A 17,214-nucleotide genomic window follows, 5' to 3' on the forward strand; every position below is an offset into this window, starting at 1 on the left:
GGTCAGGCCTTTCGTGCCGCATCGAGAAGTTTCCGGCCGAGCCGTATCAGGGCAATGTCGCTGCCGGAAGGGCCAAGCAGCGACAGGCCAAACGGGGCACCGGCGACCGAGCCGATGGGCAAGGTGATTTGCGGAAAACCTGAAAGGCCGGCAAGGCACAAAAGATGCAAGGCCCGCTCGCGATAGGCCTGGAACTGCTCCGGCGTGCTGTCCACATAGGGCGCCGGGCCGGGAACCGTCGGCAGGACGAGGAAACCGTCCTTGCCTAGCAGGGCGCTGAGTTCGGCACGAAAGGCCAGCCGGCGCGACGTGTCGGCCCGCACCGTGGGGGGATCGATGGCACGGCCAAAGGCGAAACGTTCCTCGACGCCGGGGCCGAGGCCGCGCTCGCCGCTGATGATCCATTGGCCATGCATCGCCCAGGCTTCGCTGGCCTGCAACCGGCGAAAGCACCAGTAGAGTTCATCGGGAGACGAGGTGAAGCGCGTCGCCGGCGCCGCCGGCGCGCCGAATACCGCGCCCGCCAGTGCCCTCATCTCGGCATATTCGGCAAGCGCCGGGCGGGCGACCTTCTCGTCCAGCCAGGTCAGCACCAGCGGGCGGTTCAACGGGTGCTGGTGCGGGTCGCGGCCAAGCAGCAGCTTGCCGACGGTCTCATAGGTCTCGATGTCGTCGGCGAACCAGCCGAATGTGTCCAAGCTCGGCGCCAGCGGCATGGTGCCGTCGAGCGGAATGCGGCCATGCGTGGTGCGCAGGCCGATCAATCCGCAAAAACTCGCCGGCGCGCGGATCGAGCCGCCTGTGTCGGAGCCTGTTGCGATGTCGGCCAGCCTGCCCGCCACCGCCGCCGCCGAGCCCGATGACGAGCCGCCGGTGACGCGGTCGGGCGCTGCCGGGTTCACCGGAAACGAAAAATGCGAATTTTGACCGAACAGCGCGAAGGCAAACTCGTCGGTCTGGGTCTTGCCGACGAAGCGTGCCCCTGCATCGAAAATCATCTGTACGGCCGGCGCTGTGCGCGAGGCGGCAGGGCTTTCAGCGAATTTTGTGGGATTGCCGCAGCCGGTGCGGTAACCGGCGACGTCGTAGATGTCCTTGACCGCCAGCCGCAGGCCGGCCAGTGGGCCGAGTTCGGCATGCGCCACTGGCACCTGGGGGAGATCGAGAAAGGCGTTGAGAGGGCCGTGCGTGCCTGTCATCGTTCGATATCCGGATACGATTGCGCCAGCATTGTTCGATGCAGCAAATTTTACAACCTTGGACACGATTTTTATTGATTGTGAAAGCCTTCGCCCTTATATCGCGCTTGCCCAAAGTCGCACGTGCCTGTGGGTGTCCGCCGATCCTCTGAATGGTGAGGGAAATCGGTAAGGTAACTGGAGCCAACCCCTCCAGTCGGTTTAGCGGCCAACCGCCAGACCGAGGACACCTTGAAGCAACGACGGTGCGGGCCTTTCTGGTTCTCTGCCGGTTGTCCAAAGACCGGGGTTACTGAAGAGGCACACCATCATTGCCGGCAGTGCGGAACGGGGTTCTCCCAGTCCAAGCCAAGGCAGACAAAGCGAACCGAAGCCGGGCAAGGCCAAGGTTCATCGCCGCGAGACGGCGTTTCATGGTTCCGGGGTCTCCACCGGCTGGTTCCATGGATTTCCGTCCCGCCTTTGTCCACCGCGTGTTCGCGAGGCCGACAGCCCGCGTTCCGCAGCCTTATTGCACGCCGAAAGGCGTGATGGAGAAACCCGATGGCTACACAGCGCGTCCTTGACTTCCTTGCTACCCGACGTCCGACCGGCCCTTGCCTCGTCGTCGACCTCGATGTCGTGCGCGACAATTTCCGCGCCTTCGAGAAGGCGCTTCCCGATTCCAGGATCTACTATGCGGTGAAGGCAAATCCGGCGCCGGAAATCCTGCGCCTGCTTGCCGCGATGGGCTCGTCCTTCGACACCGCTTCGGTTGCCGAGGTCGAGATGGCGATGGACGCCGGTGCGCCGGCGGACCGCATCTCCTTCGGCAACACCATCAAGAAGGAGCGTGACATCGCACGCGCCTACCAACTCGGCATCCGGCTGTTCGCGGTCGACTGCGTCGAGGAAGTCGAGAAGATCGCCCGCGCCGCTCCCGGCGCGCGCGTGTTCTGCCGCGTGCTGACCGACGGCGAAGGCGCCGAGTGGCCGCTGTCGCGCAAATTCGGCTGCGTACCTGATATGGCCGTGGACGTGCTGCGCCATGCCAAGGGACTTGGCCTCGACGCTTATGGCGTATCGTTCCATGTCGGCTCGCAGCAAACCGACCTGACGGCCTGGGACCGTGCGCTGACCGACGCCAAGACGGTGTTCGCGACGCTCGCCGAGGAAGGCATCGTCCTGAAGATGGTCAACATGGGCGGCGGCTTCCCGACGCGCTATCTGCGCGACGTGCCGGCGGCCCAGGCCTATGGCCAGGCGATCTTCTCGGCGCTGCGCAAGCATTTCGGCAACGCTATCCCGGAAACGATCATCGAGCCGGGCCGCGGCATGGTCGGCAATGCCGGCGTCATCAAGTCGGAAGTCGTGCTGATCTCGAAGAAGGCCGACAATGACAATGTGCGCTGGGTGTTCCTCGACATCGGCAAGTTCGGCGGCCTGGCCGAGACGATGGACGAGGCGATCCGCTATCCGATCGTCACCGCGCATGACGGCACCGAGACCGCGCCTTGCGTGCTCGCCGGCCCGACCTGCGATTCGGCCGACGTGATGTACGAGAAGACGCCCTATCCGCTGCCTCTGTCGCTGACCATCGGCGACGAGGTGCTGATCGAAGGCACCGGCGCCTACACGACCACCTATTCGGCGGTCGCCTTCAACGGCTTCGAGCCTCTCCGATCCTACGTGATCTGAGCAACTCGCAAGAGCTGCTCAGATCATCCCAGGTGGGCGTTTGTCGCCCGCCCGGGCTCGCCTGTGGAACAGATATCCGCTCGCTAGGGATCGCGGAAATGGACATTGCAAATTTCGTTGAAGGCGCTGCGCGCGGAATCTCCCCCCTCGAGGGGGAGATGGCCACGAAGTGGCCAGAGGGGGTCGCCTCACGTAAATCGCCGACGCCGTCTTTCGTCGTTGCCGAAACGCCGGACGACATCGTGGCGCGCGAAGCGCTGCTCGACCATGCCATGGGGCCGAAGCGCAAGACGAAGTCGTCGGAGAAGCTGCGGCGCGGCCGGCGGCCCTCGGAAGGCCTGGCTTTCGTCGCGCGCGACGCCTCGGGTGCAGTCATGGGCACGGTGCGGCTCTGGGACGTCACGCTGGGCGAGGGCGGCCCGGCAGCGCTGCTGCTTGGCCCCCTGGCGGTCGACCCATCGCTCAAGAGTGCGGGCATCGGCTCGGCGCTGATGCGCCATGCGGTCGCCGAAGCGGCGCGTCTCGGCCACGCGGCGATCCTGCTGGTCGGCGACGCGCCTTATTATGGGCGCTTCGGCTTCTCGGCTGCAAAGACCGGTTCGCTCGCCATGCCGGGCCCCTATGAGCGGCACCGCCTGCTGGCGCTGGAACTGGTGGGCGGCGCGCTTGACGGCGCCGAGGGCACGCTGAAGGCAGCGGGGCGCAAGCTGAAGGCACAGGCGCCGACGCTGGCTGCCTGAGGGTTGATGGCCAATGCCGTTCACAAGAAAACGCCGCCCCGGAAGGCGGCGTTTCTTGTGCCTTGGAGGCGCTGTCGTCTGGGCGCTTTGGGCGTGGTCAGCCGATCAACTGGCTTAGCGCCATGGCGACCGACATGTCGCCTTCGACCTTGATCTTGCCGGTCATGAACGCCATGGTCGGGTTCAGGTCGCCAGCGATCAGGGAGTCGAGATCGTCGAGCGAGAGCTTGATGGTGCAGTCGGCGGGCGCGTCGGCGGTCGAGACGTCGGCACCGTCGATGACGATGACGCCGTCGCCGCCGGTGTCGAACTTCACGGAACGATCGAACCCGCTGCTTGCCACGCGCGACCTGATCTTGTCGGCAATCTCCTGAACGCTCACGCTGTTCTCCTTGTCTGGTTGAATCCGTCGCGCTACGGCACGTCAGTCCGGCCGAAGCGTGCTGCCCGCATGGTCCCGCGACCATGATCGCCGTCGCATATAGCTTCGCGTTGACGTTTACGTCAACGGGTTCCGGTCCCCGGGATTGGTTCCTATCGCCGCACCGGACGGTTTGCCGAGACCGCCGATGCCTGCCGCACCGAACCGCTCAATGCGCCTTGACGGCCTTGGTCATTTCCGACGCCGTGTCGCTTTTCCTGCGGCGCAGCCAGTTGTCGCGGATCTCGTCCTTGGACAGGAAATTGACCTGGTCGACCAGAACCTCATGCACCAGCGTCGCGCCGATACGGGTGTTGACGGTGTCGCGGATCGCGGCGCGGAAGGCGTCGAGGTCGATCGTCTCCTTCTTGGTGAAGTCGATCTGGGGATTGGAATAGAGGTAGGAGTAGACCTGGTCGGTGATGAGCGCCTCGGCCGGGATGGACAGCTTCTTTATCTGCTCGGGCTCGACCGTGTAGACCAGCTTGGTCAGGAAATAGCCGTCGATCCTGGCGTCGCGGATTAATGGCACCGAGATGACCTCGGTCTTGACGTAGTCCAGCCCGCCCAGCATCGGCTTCGGGGTCTCGCCGACGCCATTTTTGCCCGCTGCCTGGAACGAATAGAACACCGCGCCGAGCGTGGCGGCGCAGATCCAGACGGCGATGGCGATAACCTTGATCATTCGGACCCCAAGCGTGGCATGACCGCGCTTTACCCTTTCATCCTACCGAACTCGCCGGCGGAGTAGGTGCCGTCGGTTTCGGCGCGCTGGATGGCGCTGCGCAGCAGGCTGGCGACCTCGTTGACGGCGCTCAGATGCGCCAGGATCGCAGCCTCGTTCTTCGCCAGCTTCTGGCGCAGCCGGATCAGGCCCTCGCGGTGCTGTTCGAGGAACTCGGCTTCGCTGCCGCCCTTCATGGCGCGGGTCAGTTCGTAGAGATAGCGGCTCTTGCGGGCGTTCGACGACTTGAGGTCGTAGCCGGTGTCGGTGCGGATGCCGGCGGTCTCCTGCTCGACCACCTCCTCGATGCGGCCGATGATGGCGGCAAGGTTTCCAGGCCGCGCGAAAGGGGTCGGTGCTTCCGGCGCGGTCGTGCGCGCTGGCAGGTTGGCGGTGAATTCCGAAGAGTCAGCCATGGTGTTTCCCAGTCTAGATCTTGATGTCTGTTTTTATGGTTGTCTCGTCGCCGGTCATCGACCTGGCGGCCTTGCGCTGCAATTCCTGGACGAGCGAGGTGGACAAACGGGTTTGCCGGTCGATCTCGGTCTTTTCCGGTCCGCCCGAGACCGGCCCGATCGGCACCTTGCGCTTGCCCTCGAGATAGTGGTCGGCCACCAGCGACTTGGCGATGCCGATGCCGCCGCGCTCGGCCATGACATCGGCGACGTGCTCGGCGAGCTGCGATTTCCACATGTCGCCGGCCAGACCCGTGCCATAGACGCCCTCGGTGTCCTTGGGCAGCATGTTCTGGATGAAGGTCTGCAGGACCATAGCCTCGAACTTCTTGAATTTCCTGGCGGGATCGGCCGTCGCCGCGGCCTTGTCGGCGGTGGCGCGCGACAGGATCGAGCCGGCATCGACGGAAGCCGCGGTATCGACCGAAAACGGAGCGGCAGCACCACCCGCGCGCCTGGCCAGCGCGGCGCGTGCGGCCTCGATATCCGTCGGATCGACTGCTCGGGCGACATCCATCACGATGTCGCTGGGTGGAGAGATCGCCAAGAAAGTCCGCCTTTTGCCGGTTCCCTTGGCCAGACCATGCCGCAACAAGCTTGTGGCAGGCTTGCGGGGGGCAAGGGGGCAACGTCAGACCGGCAGCCCGAGCTGCTTTCGCAGGCTTTTGTCGAAGGCGGACGCGGGCACGAAACGGCGCAGGAAACTGACCTGGCGTGCTATTTTTCCCGCCGCATAACGTTTCTTCGGAGCGGGATCGATCGCGGCGGCCAAAACGGTCTCGGCGACCACTTCGGGCGCATCGCCTTTTTCCATCGATTTCCGCACGGCCATAGTCATGCCGGCGCGCGCGGAGTCATAAACATCAAGCAACTGATCGGGGGCGGCGAGATTGTCCTCGAATGACGTACGGGTGTAGGCGGGCTCCACCAGCGAAACGCGTATGCCGAACGTGCGCAATTCGTGATCGAGCGATTCGGAATAACCCTCGATGGCATGTTTGGTCGACGAGTAGAGCGCGAAATAAGGGGCGGGGATGAACCCCTGCACCGAACTTAGATTAACGATTCTGCCCTTCCCTTGGCGTCGCATTGCCGGCAATACCGCGTTGGTCACGCGGAACACGCCGAAGACGTTCACGTCGAACAGTGCCCGGGCCTGGGCGGTCGAGGACTCCTCCGCGCCGCCAAACAGTCCCATGCCGGCGTTGTTGACAAGCAGGTCGATGCGTCCGGCTTCGGCCAACACATCATCGACCAGCTTTGCAACGGAGGCGTCATCGGTGACGTCGCAGGTCAGCATGGTAACTCCGTCGGACGGCTTGGGGTTCGTGCGGCGGCTGGTTCCGAACACACGAAAGCCCGCGTTCTGCAGGGCCTTGGCCGTTGCATGCCCGATGCCGGTGGATGCCCCCGTCACCAGGGCAACGCCTAGATTGGTCTTGTTCATGGACGTCATCTCTTTCTTTGTGTTGGATCGGAATAGGAGAGGCACGAGAGCTTGGAGCGAAGGATGTCCTGATCAGCACCTCGGGGCGTTCGCGTCGTCCTGCGGAACAGTCCAGCGCCCGAACAAGGCGGCGTGACCGCTCCCGTGCCTGTGACGATTATTCGTCGCATCTATTCTCCTGTCATTTTGGTGCGCCGGCGGCGCTGCCCCGCACCACTCAGGCGGCGACTGCTTCGCGAACCTGATCGGCCGCCGCATGCAGAAATGCCTGCGCGAGCTCGGGGTCGTTGACGACCCTTGAGAGCAGTACCGCGCCGACCATTGTCGAGAGAACGGCCATGGCCTTGTCGCCGGCCTTCTCGCCGTCGGCCTCGCCAACCCAACCACCGAGCATCTCAAGGTACTCCTTGATCCCAGCCTCGAACGACGCCTTTACCTCGGCGCCTTGCCTGGCCGCATCCGAGCCGAGCGCAACGACCGGGCAGCCGTCCATCTTTTCTTCGCGATGGTCCATACTGAGGTAGAATGAGATCACCGCGTCGAGCGGTTTCCCAGGATCCGCCGCAGTCGCGGCCGACCACCTGTGGGTGGCGCTTTCCATCGCGCGCCTGGATGCCTGCGCCGCCAGGTCGTCCTTTGACTCGAACTGCTTGTAAAAAGCACCTTGGGTCAGCCCGGCACCCTTCATCAGATCCTTAAGGCCGATGCCGTCAAAGCCTCGCTCCCGAAAAAGGCGGCTTGCCACATTGATCACGGTTTCACGGTTTTCCGCAGCCTGAGTGCGAGTTACGCGCATCGCCATTTCCCTCTTTTAGATTGCATCCGTAATCTATAAACGATATAGAAGTCGAACGCAATCCAAAAAAAGGGGATATGAGATGATCCGCAAAACCATACCTGCGAGCCGACGCGACCATGCGCTGACCTGACGCGAAGACCCAGCATGGTGCTGGCCGGGAGCTCTCGCGTCCGAACGGCTCGCCACAGGGTGCCTTCGATCACGCTACCGAATGAGTTGGAGGAGAGATGATATGCTATACAGTTATTTTGTCGAGAAATCGATCCGACGGAGCTTCGATGACGTCAACAATCATCGCTGGGATGCGGCGGTGAAAGCGCTCGCGCCGCATGTCCATCACCGGGTTGGCGGCGCCCACGCGCTCGGTGGAGAGCGTCACGACAAGGAAGCCCTGCGCCGCTGGTTTGAGCGCCTCGGCCGTGTTCTGCCCACTCTCCATCTCACGGTCAACCACATCTGGGTGAAGGGCTGGCCGTGGCATACCACTGTGTTTGCCCAGTGGGATGGCACCGCAACCCTGCTCAACGGCGACACCTCGTACGCTAACCGCGGTCTCCATGTGTTCACCCTGCGGTGGGGCAAAGTCCACGCGCTTGAGGAATTTTACGATTCACAGGCAGCGGCTCGCGGTCTTGCTGCCCAGGCGGCAGCTGGTCTCGAAGAAGCTGTCGCCGAACAGATAATAAGCTAGCGTTGCCTGCGAAGGTTCGCTTCGGTCCAATAGCAGACCTCCTCCTCTACTCCTGCCCCCGCTTCTGCGCGATCAGGTCCAGCCGTTCGCGGTCGGTGCGCTCGCGCTCGTCGCGGTTGCGTACGGTCTTGTAGGCGCGCTCGACCATGTTGGTGCGCGCGCTTGCCGCGGCGATCAGGCTGGCCTCCTGCTTGGCGCTTTCGAGGCTCGCCTCCTGGCGGATGACGGCCTGGGCGATGCGGCGGTGGTAGAGGTCGGGGAACAGGCCGGAGAGGGAATTGTCCTGGTCGAAATGCCCGACCAAATCCCTGGCTTCGGCCTCGGCGGCGTTTGCGGCGGCCAGGAAGGTGGCGTGACGGGTTTCGTGCAGCGCCTTCAACTGTTCCTGCACCTTGACCAGCTTCTTCAGGCGGTCCTTGCGCGTGCTCATGTCACCTCGCCAGCGTCAGGTCGACAAAGCCGTCGACGAACAGCGACAGCATGGTGCCGACGGCGAAATAGAAGATGATCATGCCGCCGGCGATGACGAAGGGCTGCGAGATGAAATAGATCGGGATCTGCGGCGTCAGCTTGTTGACGAAGCCGATCGTCAGGTTGACGAGAAGGGCATAGGCGACGAACGGGCTGCCCAAACGGATGACCAGGAAGAAGGAGTCCGACACGGTGTCGGCGACATCGACGAGTGCCGCCTGCGGGTTGAAGAAGACGTTGACCGGCGCGACCGTGTAGGAGGTGACCAGCGCGCGCACGATCTCATGGTCGAAATCGAAGACGAAGAGCATCAGCAGCGCCGAGAACGAGATGATGGCGGCAAGGGCCGCCTGCGGTTCCGGCTCCTCGATCGCCGGCCCGCCCGAGCCGCCATAGCCGATCAGCATGGCGATGGCCGAGCCCATGAAGCGCAAGGCTTCCATGTAGAGCCTGGTCATGGCGCCTATCAGCCCGCCGACCAGAAGCTCCGAGATGATCATAGGCACCAGCACCTGAGGGCGCGGATCGACGAAGGGGAAGATCTTGTCCCACAGGAAGGCGAGCAGGCCGCCGGTGGCGGCAACCGCCACGAACAGCCTGACCTGCACCGGCACGCGGGCGCTGGACAGGCCCGGCATCAGCATGAAGCAGGCACCGATCCGGCAGAAGGCGAGGAACGCCGCGATGACGACGCCTTGCGAGAGAACGCTCACGATATGGTCCCGAGCACCCTGATCTCGACGCCCTTGGCGATTTCGACATGGCTCAGCACCGGCAGCGTGGTGAACAGGCGCTCGATGATCATGCGTACATAGGGGCGGGCGTCGGGCGCGGTGACGAGGACGAAGCGCTCGCCGGCCTCGAGGAATTTCTTGATCGCCTTGGTGGCGTCCTGGCCGAATTCTTCCAGTTGGCGCGGATCGATGTCGAACTCGCGCACCTCGCCCTTGGCGTCGCGCTTGAGGCTCTGATGGAAGGCGAGATCCCAGCGGTTGCCGAGGCGCAGCACCTTGAGCACGCCGCCTTCGGAGAGATCGCCGCAGATCTGCTGGGCCATGCGGATGCGGACATGCTCGACGATCTGCTCGGTGCGGCGCACATGCGGCGCGATCTCGGCGATCGCCTCGATGATCAGATGCAGGTTGCGGATCGAGACGCGCTCGGCCAGCAGGAGCTTCAGCACCGCCTGCAGGCCGGGATAGGAGATGTGCGTGGTGCAGATCTCGTCGGCGAGCTTGCGGTATTCCTGGTCCTGGCGTTCGAGCAGCGCCTTCATGTCCTTGTAGGACAGAAGCTGCGGCAGGTTGTTGCGGATGACCTCGGAGAGATGGGTGAGCAGCACCGACATGTTGTCGGCGAAGGTGTAGTTCTCGCGCTTCAAATCCTCGGCGAAGGTCTCCATCACCGAATAGGCGCGCATGCCGAAGGCCGGCTCGCGGATCTCCTCGCCGGGTATTTCAGGCACATCGCGGTTGCCGAGCAGCACCATGATCTCGCCGACACGCATCTGGTACTCGGCGACCACGGTGCCGTGCACCTTGATCTGGTAGCTCTTCGGCGGGATGGCATAATCGTCGGCGACGCGCACTTCCGGCACGACGAAGCCGTATTGCTGGGCGAATTTCTTGCGCATCTTGCCCATGCGGAAGACCAGTTCCTGATGCGACGTCAGCAGCCGGGTCGAAAGCTGCTTGCCGATCAGGAGCTCGATCTCGGCGGTGGCGAGCGACGCCTTGACCGAGTTCTTCTCTTCCTCGGCCTTGGTCGCCTTCTCCTGGTTCTTCAGCGCCTCGGCTTCGGCGACGGCGCGGTTGTGGCGCATCGGAATGACATAGCCGAGGCCAGCCATGCCGCCGGCGAGCGCGAAGAAGGGGAAGAACGGCAGGCCGGGCATCAGGCCGAGCAGCACCAGCAGTGCTGCCGCCACATAGAGCGCGCGCGGATGGGCACCGAGCTGGCCGAACACGGCCTGGTTGGTCGAGCCGCGGGTGCCGCCCTTGGAAACCAGCAGGCCGGCGGCGAGCGAAACGATGAGCGCCGGGATCTGGGTGACGAGACCATCGCCGACCGACAGCTTGATGAAGACGTCGGCCGCCTCGCCCATGCCCATGCCGTGCCTGATATAGCCGATGGCGATGCCGCCGACGATGTTGATGGCGGTGATGATGAGGCCGGCGATGGCGTCGCCGCGGACGAACTTCGAAGCGCCGTCCATCGAGCCGAAGAAGGAGGATTCTTCCTCCAGTTCGCGGCGGCGCAACTGCGCGGTCTTGTCGTCGATCATGCCGGCGGAGAGGTCGGCGTCGATCGACATCTGCTTGCCGGGGATGGCGTCGAGCGTGAAGCGGGCGCCGACCTCGGCGATACGCGTTGCGCCCTTGGTGATGACGATGAAGTTCACCACGATCAGGATCATGAAGACGATGAGGCCGATGACGAAATCGCTGGCCATGACCAGTTTGGAGAAGCCGGCGATGACATAGCCGGCGGCGTGCGTGCCTTCGTTGCCGTGCGACAGGATCATGCGCGTGGTGGCGATGTTGAGCGACAGCCGCAGCATGGTGGCGATGAGAAGTACCGTCGGGAACGAGGAGAAATCGAGCGGCCGCTGGATCCACAGCGCCACCATCAGGATCAGCACCGACAGCGCGATCGAGAAGGCAAGGCCGATGTCGATGAGAAAGGCCGGGATCGGCAGGAACAGCACGGCCAGGATAATGACGATGCCGAGCGCGAAAAAGATGTCGCGGCCGTTCTTGGCCACCGCGCCGGGCTGGATGCTTTCGCTGATCGCCATTCAAGTCCTCGAACCATAGACTGCCGAGCATGCGACAGCCCGGCGAGGGTAGCTGGCCAAGCTTGCGCGAGGGTGGGAGACTGGCTGGTTCGACCGTCTCAAAAGAAGGAAAGACCATGCTCCTGATCATCGGCACCGTTCGCTTGCCGCCGGAAAAGCTTGAGCAGGCAAAGCCCGCAATGGAACGCATGGTTTCGACCAGCCGCGCCGAGCCCGGCTGCCTCGAATATTCCTATGCTCAGGATGTCCTCGACGCCGGGCTCATCCGTGTCACGGAAGTCTGGAGCGACCGGGCAGCGCTCGACGCGCATTTCCGCACGCCGCACATTGCGGACTGGCGTGCGAGCTGGCCGGCGCTCGGCATCGGCGAGCGCAACCTCGTGCTTTATGAAGCCGGCGATCCCAAGCCGACCTGAGCGACGCGCCGGCCGGATGCCGCTCAGCCGCCGTCGAATACTTCAGGATCCGTGCCGGCTGGTGGCAAGGTATCGCCAATATGGTTGCCATGCCATGCCGCCGGGCGTATCAGGCGAGCCTTCCCTGTCTTTTCCGATATCGGCGAGCCGCCTTGGTGCTTTCCAGAAACCACCCGCAAGTCTATGCCCGCCGGCTGCGCGCGGTGCTGATCAGATCGCTGCCGCTGCTCGAGGCACGCGGCATCGCGGTGGTCATCCTGGCCGGCGTCGTCGGGGGCATGGCGGGCATACTGGTCACCGCGATGAGCCAGATCGTGCAGAACCTGCACTGGCTGCTGTTCGGCGTGCAGCCCGGCGGCAGGCTTTCGGGCATGTTCTCGCTCGCCAGTCCGATGCAGGCGCTGGTCCCGGCGATCGGCGGCATCCTGCTCGGGCTGACGGTGATCTGGCTGAGAATCCGGAAATTCCGCACGCCGGTCGATCCGATCGAGGCCAACGCGCTCTATGGCGGGCGCATGTCGCTGACCGATACCTTCATCATCGCCGGCCAGACGATGATCTCCAGCGGCTTCGGCGCTTCGGTCGGGCTGGAGGCCGGCTATACGCAGGTCGGGTCCGGCCTGGCGTCGAGGCTGGCGCGCATGTTCAGGCTGCGCCGCAACGATGTCCGGGTCCTGGTCGGCTGCGGTGCCGCCGGCGCGATCGCCGCCGCCTTCGACGCGCCGCTGACCGGCGCCTTCTACGGCTTCGAGCTGGTTATCGGCATCTATTCGGTCGCCAATGTGGCGCCGGTGATGGCGGCGGCGGTCTCGGCCTCGCTGACCGCGGAGGTGTTTGGCGGAGTGCCGTTTCCGCTGGAGCTTTCAGGCCTGCCGGCGCTCACCGCCGGCCAATACCTGCCGTTCCTGCTGCTTGGCCTGCTCGGCGGCGCGGCCTCGGTCGCCATCATGCAACTGGTGACGCTGATCGAACGCGGTTTTGCCAGGCTGTCGGTCGATGCCTCGCTGCGTCCCGTCATCGGCGGCATCATCGTCGGTCTGCTGGGATTGATCACGCCGCAGGTCCTGTCCAGCGGCCATGGCGCGCTGCATCGCGAATTCGCCATGAACTATGGGCTGACCGTGGTGGCCAGCGTCTTCGTGCTGAAACTGGCCGCCTCGGCGGTTTCGTTGGGGTCGGGCTTTCGCGGCGGTCTGTTCTTCGCCTCGCTGTTCCTCGGCGCGCTGCTCGGCAAGGCGTTCGCGGGCGTGATGGCCCTCGTCTCGCCGGCGACCGGCATCGACCCCGCCGTCGCCGCCGTCGTCGGCATGACCTCGCTGGCCGTCGGCGTCGTCGGCGGTCCGCTGACGATGACGTTCCTGGCGCTGGAATCGACCGGCGACCTGACGCTTACCGGCGTGGTCCTGGCCGCCTCGATCATGGCGGCGATCCTGGTGCGCGAGACCTTCGGCTATTCGTTCTCGACATGGCGCTTCCATTTGCGCGGTGAAACCATCCGCAGCGCCCACGATGTCGGCTGGATGCGCAGCCTCACCGTCGGCTCGATGATGCGCAAGGACATCAAGACCATCGACGCCTCGACGACGCTTGCCGCCTTCCGCAAGCAGGTGCCGCTGGGATCCGCCCAGCGCGTCATCGCCGTCGAGGCGCAGGATCATTATGTCGGCATGCTGATCGTCGCCGAACTGCACAGCGATCTCTCCGACGGAGAGATCGCTGTGCGCGACCTTGCCAGGTACAAGGATGCCGTCCTGGTGCCCAGCATGAACGTGCAGTCCGCCGCCGAGACGTTCCAGCGCGCCGGCGCCGAGGAACTGGCCGTCGTCGAGGATTTCACCGACCACATCGTGCTCGGACTTCTGACCGAGGGCCATTTGATGCGGCGCTATGCCGAAGAACTCGAAAAGGCACGCCGGGATTTGTCAGGCGAGGGTTAGAAGCGCGGGACGCCGACCTAACTCCTTGTTTCGGTCAGTGCTCGATCGGTCCCTTGATCGGCACGAGGGCCGTGCCGGCGGTCGTCGGGCGCTCGATCATGCGGCGCACGCGCGGCGGCTCGTCGCCGCTGTGCAGGGCGCGCACGCGCTCGCCGATGACGGCGTCGGCATGGGTAGCGCGCCGGTTGTGGCGCACATATTCGAGCCAGGTCGGTGTGTGATAGTGCTCGATCCAGATCGCCGGATTTTCGAGGTCGCGCGCCAGCGTCCAGTTGCGGGCGCCGTCACGGCGGCGGATGCGGCCGCGCTCGGCCATGGTGGCGAGGAATTCCGGCACGTCCTCGTCGCGGACGATGTATTCGATCATGATGGCGATGGGCCCGCTGCGCGGCTTCAGGTCGAGGCCCAGATGCGGTTCCTTGAAGCGATTGAGCGGGTCGAGGTTGAGCACCTGTTGTTGCGGCAGCGGCAGAAGCAGGCCGATGGCGCCGCCGGCCAGCATGGCGATGCCGGCTGCGATCAGCGCGGATTCGGCGCCATGCGCGTCGGCGACGACGCCCCAGATCCAGCTGCCGAGCGCGATGCCGCCGAAGGTGGCGGTCTGATAGACCGACAGCACCCGCCCGACCACCCAGCGCGGCGTCGCCATCTGCACGGTGACGTTGAAATGCGACAGCGCGATCACCCAGCAGGCACCGCCGACCAGCAGGCCGAGCGACGTCTGCCAGGCATGCTGGCTGGCGGCGGCATTGAAGGCGCAAAGCGCGAAGCCGGCGAAGGCACAGCGCACCATCGTCTCGCTGGACAGAAGCTGCCGCAGCCGCACGCTGATCAATGCGCCGCCGACGGCGCCGATGCCGAAGGCGCCAAGCATGATGCCGTAGGTCAAGGCATCGCCCTTGACGACGTCGCGTGCGACCAGGGGCAGCAATGCCAGCACCGCGCCGGCGCTGAAGCCGAAGGCCGAGCCCCTGACCAGCACCTTGCCGATGTTGGGCGACATGGCGACGTAACGCAGGCCGGCGCCCATGGCCGCCCCCAGCGCTTCGCGCGGCAAGGTCGATGCCGGCAGGTCCGGTTTCCAGCGCGCCAGCACGACGATGAGGCCGATATAGCTTACCGCGTTCGCCGCGAAGGCCGCCGCCGCGCCGGCCGCGGCGACGATGATGCCGCCGATCGCCGGGCCGACGCTGCGCGTCAGGTTGAAGCCCATGGAGTTCAGCGCGACGGCGGCGGGCACCTTGTTGCGGGGGACGATGTCGCCGACCGAAGCCTGCCATGAGGGGCTGTTCAGCGCCGTGCCGCTGTCGATCAGGAAGGTAAAGGCGAGCAGCGTCCAGGGCGTGATCAGGCCGAAATAGGTGAACACGGTCAAAAGCACGGAAACAACCAGCATGAAGATCTGGGCGACCAGCATCACCTTGCGCCGGTCGAAGCTGTCGGCGATGGCGCCGGCGACGAGCGCAAACAGCATGATCGGCAAGGTGGTCGAGGCCTGGACCAGCGCGACCTGATAGGAGGAGGTGGCGATCGTGGTCATCATCCAGGCCGCGCCGACGCCCTGGATCAGGCCGCCGAAATTGGAAACGAGACTTGCCGCCCACACCGCGCGGAAAATGCCGTGCCGGAAGGGCGCCAGCGCCGAGACGCCCTCGCTTTCCGGCTTTTCGTCAATCATCGGGTCCCTGCCATGTCGTGCTGATTCGTCGGATGATCGGTTCGCCCAGATCATTGCCGAAACTAGGGCATGGCGTCGCAAAGGGCGAATGTCTTTCGAAAAAGACCATGGTCCAACAATGAGATAGAGGCGGTCCAAGCCCTCCATCCCGCGTCAGACTGGATACGAATGGACCGGTGCGCGTCGCTCACGATGGCCCCGTAGCGCTTCGGCGAGCCGGTTGCTGGTCTGGCCGCCGGCGCGCGGGCGCAACTTTCCCCGGCGGGCTCAGAATCCGTTTTCGATGCGCTCGAAGATGACGTTGGTGAAGGCCGATATCTGGCTGCCGATGAAAGGTCCGGTCAGCGCCACTACCAGCATGATGGCGACGATCTTGGGCACGAAGGTCAGGGTGATCTCCTGGACCTGCGTCAGCGCCTGGATCAGGGCGATGCCGATGCCGACAGCCATGGCGACCAGCACCACGGGGGCGGACGCGGTCAGCACCGTCCACACCGCGTACTGGACGATATCGAGAGCGTCGGCCTCGTTCATCGGATCGGCTCTGCCGGCCTCGTCAGCTCGCCGCCTTGACCGAAACGCCCGGGCCGACCGCGATTTCCGTGCCGTTCTGCAGCACGGCGATGAGGCCGGTGCTGGCAAGGCGCACGGAAGCGACGGTGCCCGTCGTGTTGCCATCGGCCGAGGTGATCGAGCGCCCGATCAGCGCATCGGCCTGCGACAGCGCCGAGGACTGCATGATCTGGCCGAGCTTGGTGTTGGTCTGCACCGATTGCTCGACCTGGGAGAAGGTGGCGAGCTGGGCGACATATTGCGTCGAATCCATCGGCTTGGTCGGATCCTGGTTCTTCATCTCGGCGATCAGAAGCTTCAGGAAAGACTGGTAGTCGACAGCGGTCTTCGAGGTCTGCTGGGTGGCCTGGTTGGCGCCAACCGGCAACGTCGTCGTCATGTCCACGGTCATCGGTAGCGTGCTCCCACTGCCAGCGGACGCGGTGCGCCCACAACATCGTCATTGCCGCCAAGCGCGCGGCGTTCGAGAGGATAAAGCGAACGGATCGCCTTCAATGCCTCATAGATATGGTCCTCGCCGACCATGCGGTCGATCTGCTTCAGCGCGCTGCCGATCTCGGCGTCCTCGAAACTTGCCAGGAGCAGCGGCAGCGAGCGTCGGAACATCTCGCGTGCCTCGCCGGCGCCGGTCGGGTTCACCAGCATGACTTGCAGGATGAAATAGAGCTGCCTGAGCGGCGTCGAGGCGTCGTCGGCCTGGATCACATGGCTTTCGAGCAGGAACTGCACGTCGTTCATCAATTCGACGGTGACCTTGCGGTCGACGCGGATAACGGCGCCGTTGATATAGATCTTTTCGTTGGGCTTCAGCGATATCTTCAGCGTGTTGCTCATTGAATGCCGTCCCGGATAATCTGGGACACTTCGATCAGCCCTTCGAAATTGTTGGTGCGACCCTGGCGGATGTCCTCCGCCTCGCGCAGCAGCCACAGGCCTATGGAGATCAGGTTGGCACGCAGTTCCTTTGGCAACGCGTTGTCGCTCGAGCCGAGATCCTCGACGAAGATGGTCCAGACGCGGTTGGTGAAATGCAGCGCCTCCACCGCCTCCATAGAATCGCGGCCGATCGCGGCCGCCGCCGCCAGCATGTCGATCGAGCGGGTTAGGAGCTGCCGTTCGCGATCCTTCGCATCCGAGACGGACGTGCTCTGGATGTCGGCGTAGGAGAATTGGTACATCGTTGGCTCTA

20 protein-coding genes are annotated in these 17,214 nt (G+C 64.4%); 5 read left to right on the forward strand and 15 right to left on the reverse strand.

The window, feature by feature from the left end:
- Positions 1–2: 2 nt before the first annotated feature.
- Positions 3–1,199, reverse strand: a complete 1,197-nt coding sequence (locus NKI49_RS04860) for an amidase (protein ID WP_352603136.1) — start codon at positions 1,197–1,199, stop codon at positions 3–5.
- A gap of 543 nt (positions 1,200–1,742) precedes the next feature.
- On the opposite strand from NKI49_RS04860, the gene odc2 reads away from it, so the two are divergent.
- Together odc2 and NKI49_RS04870 are read left to right on the forward strand one after the other, a co-directional pair.
- The gene (gene odc2, locus NKI49_RS04865; protein WP_352603138.1) at positions 1,743–2,876 is read left to right on the forward strand and encodes an ornithine/lysine decarboxylase; all 1,134 of its coding nucleotides are present in this window, start codon (positions 1,743–1,745) and stop codon (positions 2,874–2,876) included.
- Positions 2,877–3,034: 158 nt separating this feature from the next.
- Entirely contained in the window at positions 3,035–3,616 is a 582-nt protein-coding gene (locus NKI49_RS04870) for a GNAT family N-acetyltransferase (protein ID WP_352603140.1), read from the forward strand.
- Positions 3,617–3,713: 97 nt separating this feature from the next.
- On the opposite strand, the gene NKI49_RS04875 is transcribed toward NKI49_RS04870, so the two are convergent.
- The 6 genes from NKI49_RS04875 to NKI49_RS04900 all read right to left on the reverse strand — a co-directional run bounded on the left by NKI49_RS04875 (position 3,714) and on the right by NKI49_RS04900 (position 7,459).
- On the reverse strand, positions 3,714–3,998 hold the full coding sequence (locus NKI49_RS04875) for an SCP2 sterol-binding domain-containing protein (RefSeq protein ID WP_352603142.1): 285 nt from the start codon (positions 3,996–3,998) through the stop codon (positions 3,714–3,716).
- A 208-nt stretch (positions 3,999–4,206) separates the two neighbouring features.
- Positions 4,207–4,722 carry a hypothetical protein gene (locus NKI49_RS04880; protein WP_352603144.1) on the reverse strand — a complete coding sequence of 172 codons (516 nt, stop codon included), beginning with the start codon at positions 4,720–4,722 and terminating at the stop codon, positions 4,207–4,209.
- A 29-nt stretch (positions 4,723–4,751) separates the two neighbouring features.
- Positions 4,752–5,177 (reverse strand): hypothetical protein, encoded by a 426-nt coding sequence (locus NKI49_RS04885; protein ID WP_352603146.1) that lies wholly within the window; start codon positions 5,175–5,177, stop codon positions 4,752–4,754.
- A gap of 13 nt (positions 5,178–5,190) precedes the next feature.
- Positions 5,191–5,763: a rod-binding protein gene (locus NKI49_RS04890; RefSeq protein WP_502899529.1), complete on the reverse strand. Its 573-nt coding sequence runs from the start codon at positions 5,761–5,763 to the stop codon at positions 5,191–5,193.
- 84 nt (positions 5,764–5,847) lie between these two features.
- Positions 5,848–6,663 (reverse strand): oxidoreductase, encoded by an 816-nt coding sequence (locus tag NKI49_RS04895; protein ID WP_352603148.1) that lies wholly within the window; start codon positions 6,661–6,663, stop codon positions 5,848–5,850.
- A gap of 217 nt (positions 6,664–6,880) precedes the next feature.
- Positions 6,881–7,459: a TetR/AcrR family transcriptional regulator gene (locus NKI49_RS04900; protein WP_352603275.1), complete on the reverse strand. Its 579-nt coding sequence runs from the start codon at positions 7,457–7,459 to the stop codon at positions 6,881–6,883.
- Positions 7,460–7,694: 235 nt separating this feature from the next.
- Between NKI49_RS04900 and NKI49_RS04905 the strand changes: the two genes are divergently transcribed.
- Positions 7,695–8,153, forward strand: coding sequence for a nuclear transport factor 2 family protein (locus NKI49_RS04905; protein WP_352603150.1), 459 nt, complete (start codon positions 7,695–7,697; stop codon positions 8,151–8,153).
- A 46-nt stretch (positions 8,154–8,199) separates the two neighbouring features.
- Here NKI49_RS04905 and NKI49_RS04910 read toward each other — a convergent pair whose 3' ends face one another.
- The 3 genes from NKI49_RS04910 to flhA are packed head-to-tail and all read right to left on the reverse strand — an operon-like array spanning position 8,200 to position 11,421.
- Positions 8,200–8,583 (reverse strand): hypothetical protein, encoded by a 384-nt coding sequence (locus NKI49_RS04910; protein ID WP_352603152.1) that lies wholly within the window; start codon positions 8,581–8,583, stop codon positions 8,200–8,202.
- Between the two features lies 1 nt (position 8,584).
- Entirely contained in the window at positions 8,585–9,337 is a 753-nt protein-coding gene (gene fliR, locus NKI49_RS04915) for a flagellar biosynthetic protein FliR (protein WP_352603154.1), read from the reverse strand.
- On the reverse strand, positions 9,334–11,421 hold the full coding sequence (gene flhA / locus NKI49_RS04920) for a flagellar biosynthesis protein FlhA (RefSeq protein WP_352603156.1): 2,088 nt from the start codon (positions 11,419–11,421) through the stop codon (positions 9,334–9,336). The genes fliR and flhA overlap by 4 nt, the downstream gene beginning before the upstream one ends.
- A gap of 116 nt (positions 11,422–11,537) precedes the next feature.
- Here flhA and NKI49_RS04925 point away from each other — a divergent pair, with 116 nt between their 5' ends.
- Positions 11,538–11,837 (forward strand): putative quinol monooxygenase, encoded by a 300-nt coding sequence (locus tag NKI49_RS04925; protein ID WP_027024208.1) that lies wholly within the window; start codon positions 11,538–11,540, stop codon positions 11,835–11,837.
- Between the two features lie 155 nt (positions 11,838–11,992).
- Positions 11,993–13,774 (forward strand): chloride channel protein, encoded by a 1,782-nt coding sequence (locus NKI49_RS04930; protein ID WP_352603158.1) that lies wholly within the window; start codon positions 11,993–11,995, stop codon positions 13,772–13,774.
- A gap of 34 nt (positions 13,775–13,808) precedes the next feature.
- Here NKI49_RS04930 and NKI49_RS04935 read toward each other — a convergent pair whose 3' ends face one another.
- The 5 genes from NKI49_RS04935 to flaF form a co-directional block, all read right to left on the reverse strand.
- Positions 13,809–15,452 (reverse strand): MFS transporter, encoded by a 1,644-nt coding sequence (locus NKI49_RS04935; protein WP_352603160.1) that lies wholly within the window; start codon positions 15,450–15,452, stop codon positions 13,809–13,811.
- A 267-nt stretch (positions 15,453–15,719) separates the two neighbouring features.
- The gene (gene fliQ, locus NKI49_RS04940; protein ID WP_027024211.1) at positions 15,720–15,986 is read right to left on the reverse strand and encodes a flagellar biosynthesis protein FliQ; all 267 of its coding nucleotides are present in this window, start codon (positions 15,984–15,986) and stop codon (positions 15,720–15,722) included.
- A gap of 22 nt (positions 15,987–16,008) precedes the next feature.
- Positions 16,009–16,416: a flagellar hook assembly protein FlgD gene (flgD, locus tag NKI49_RS04945; RefSeq protein ID WP_352603162.1), complete on the reverse strand. Its 408-nt coding sequence runs from the start codon at positions 16,414–16,416 to the stop codon at positions 16,009–16,011.
- Complete coding sequence (gene flbT / locus NKI49_RS04950; RefSeq protein ID WP_352603164.1) at positions 16,413–16,859, reverse strand: flagellar biosynthesis repressor FlbT; 447 nt, start codon at positions 16,857–16,859, stop codon at positions 16,413–16,415. The genes flgD and flbT overlap by 4 nt, the downstream gene beginning before the upstream one ends.
- Positions 16,856–17,203 (reverse strand): flagellar biosynthesis regulator FlaF, encoded by a 348-nt coding sequence (gene flaF / locus NKI49_RS04955; RefSeq protein ID WP_352603166.1) that lies wholly within the window; start codon positions 17,201–17,203, stop codon positions 16,856–16,858. Before flaF ends, flbT begins: the two co-directional genes overlap by 4 nt.
- Between the last annotated feature and the right edge of the window lie 11 nt (positions 17,204–17,214).

This window comes from Mesorhizobium sp. M0587, assembly GCF_040320945.1.
In the GTDB taxonomy this organism is placed as follows: Bacteria; Pseudomonadota; Alphaproteobacteria; order Rhizobiales; family Rhizobiaceae; genus Mesorhizobium.

Excerpts from the sequence above, each read along its gene's own strand:
- NKI49_RS04860 (WP_352603136.1), bottom strand. The coding sequence starts at position 1,199 with ATGACAGGCACGCACGGCCCTCTCAACGCCTTTCTCGATCTCCCCCAG.
- odc2 (WP_352603138.1), top strand. The coding sequence starts at position 1,743 with ATGGCTACACAGCGCGTCCTTGACTTCCTTGCTACCCGACGTCCGACC.
- NKI49_RS04870 (WP_352603140.1), top strand. The coding sequence starts at position 3,035 with ATGGCCACGAAGTGGCCAGAGGGGGTCGCCTCACGTAAATCGCCGACG.
- NKI49_RS04880 (WP_352603144.1), bottom strand. The coding sequence starts at position 4,722 with ATGATCAAGGTTATCGCCATCGCCGTCTGGATCTGCGCCGCCACGCTC.
- NKI49_RS04885 (WP_352603146.1), bottom strand. The coding sequence starts at position 5,177 with ATGGCTGACTCTTCGGAATTCACCGCCAACCTGCCAGCGCGCACGACC.
- NKI49_RS04895 (WP_352603148.1), bottom strand. The coding sequence starts at position 6,663 with ATGAACAAGACCAATCTAGGCGTTGCCCTGGTGACGGGGGCATCCACC.
- NKI49_RS04900 (WP_352603275.1), bottom strand. The coding sequence starts at position 7,459 with ATGCGCGTAACTCGCACTCAGGCTGCGGAAAACCGTGAAACCGTGATC.
- NKI49_RS04905 (WP_352603150.1), top strand. The coding sequence starts at position 7,695 with ATGCTATACAGTTATTTTGTCGAGAAATCGATCCGACGGAGCTTCGAT.
- NKI49_RS04910 (WP_352603152.1), bottom strand. The coding sequence starts at position 8,583 with ATGAGCACGCGCAAGGACCGCCTGAAGAAGCTGGTCAAGGTGCAGGAA.
- flhA (WP_352603156.1), bottom strand. The coding sequence starts at position 11,421 with ATGGCGATCAGCGAAAGCATCCAGCCCGGCGCGGTGGCCAAGAACGGC.
- NKI49_RS04925 (WP_027024208.1), top strand. The coding sequence starts at position 11,538 with ATGCTCCTGATCATCGGCACCGTTCGCTTGCCGCCGGAAAAGCTTGAG.
- NKI49_RS04935 (WP_352603160.1), bottom strand. The coding sequence starts at position 15,452 with ATGATTGACGAAAAGCCGGAAAGCGAGGGCGTCTCGGCGCTGGCGCCC.
- fliQ (WP_027024211.1), bottom strand. The coding sequence starts at position 15,986 with ATGAACGAGGCCGACGCTCTCGATATCGTCCAGTACGCGGTGTGGACG.
- flgD (WP_352603162.1), bottom strand. The coding sequence starts at position 16,416 with ATGACCGTGGACATGACGACGACGTTGCCGGTTGGCGCCAACCAGGCC.
- flbT (WP_352603164.1), bottom strand. The coding sequence starts at position 16,859 with ATGAGCAACACGCTGAAGATATCGCTGAAGCCCAACGAAAAGATCTAT.
- flaF (WP_352603166.1), bottom strand. The coding sequence starts at position 17,203 with ATGTACCAATTCTCCTACGCCGACATCCAGAGCACGTCCGTCTCGGAT.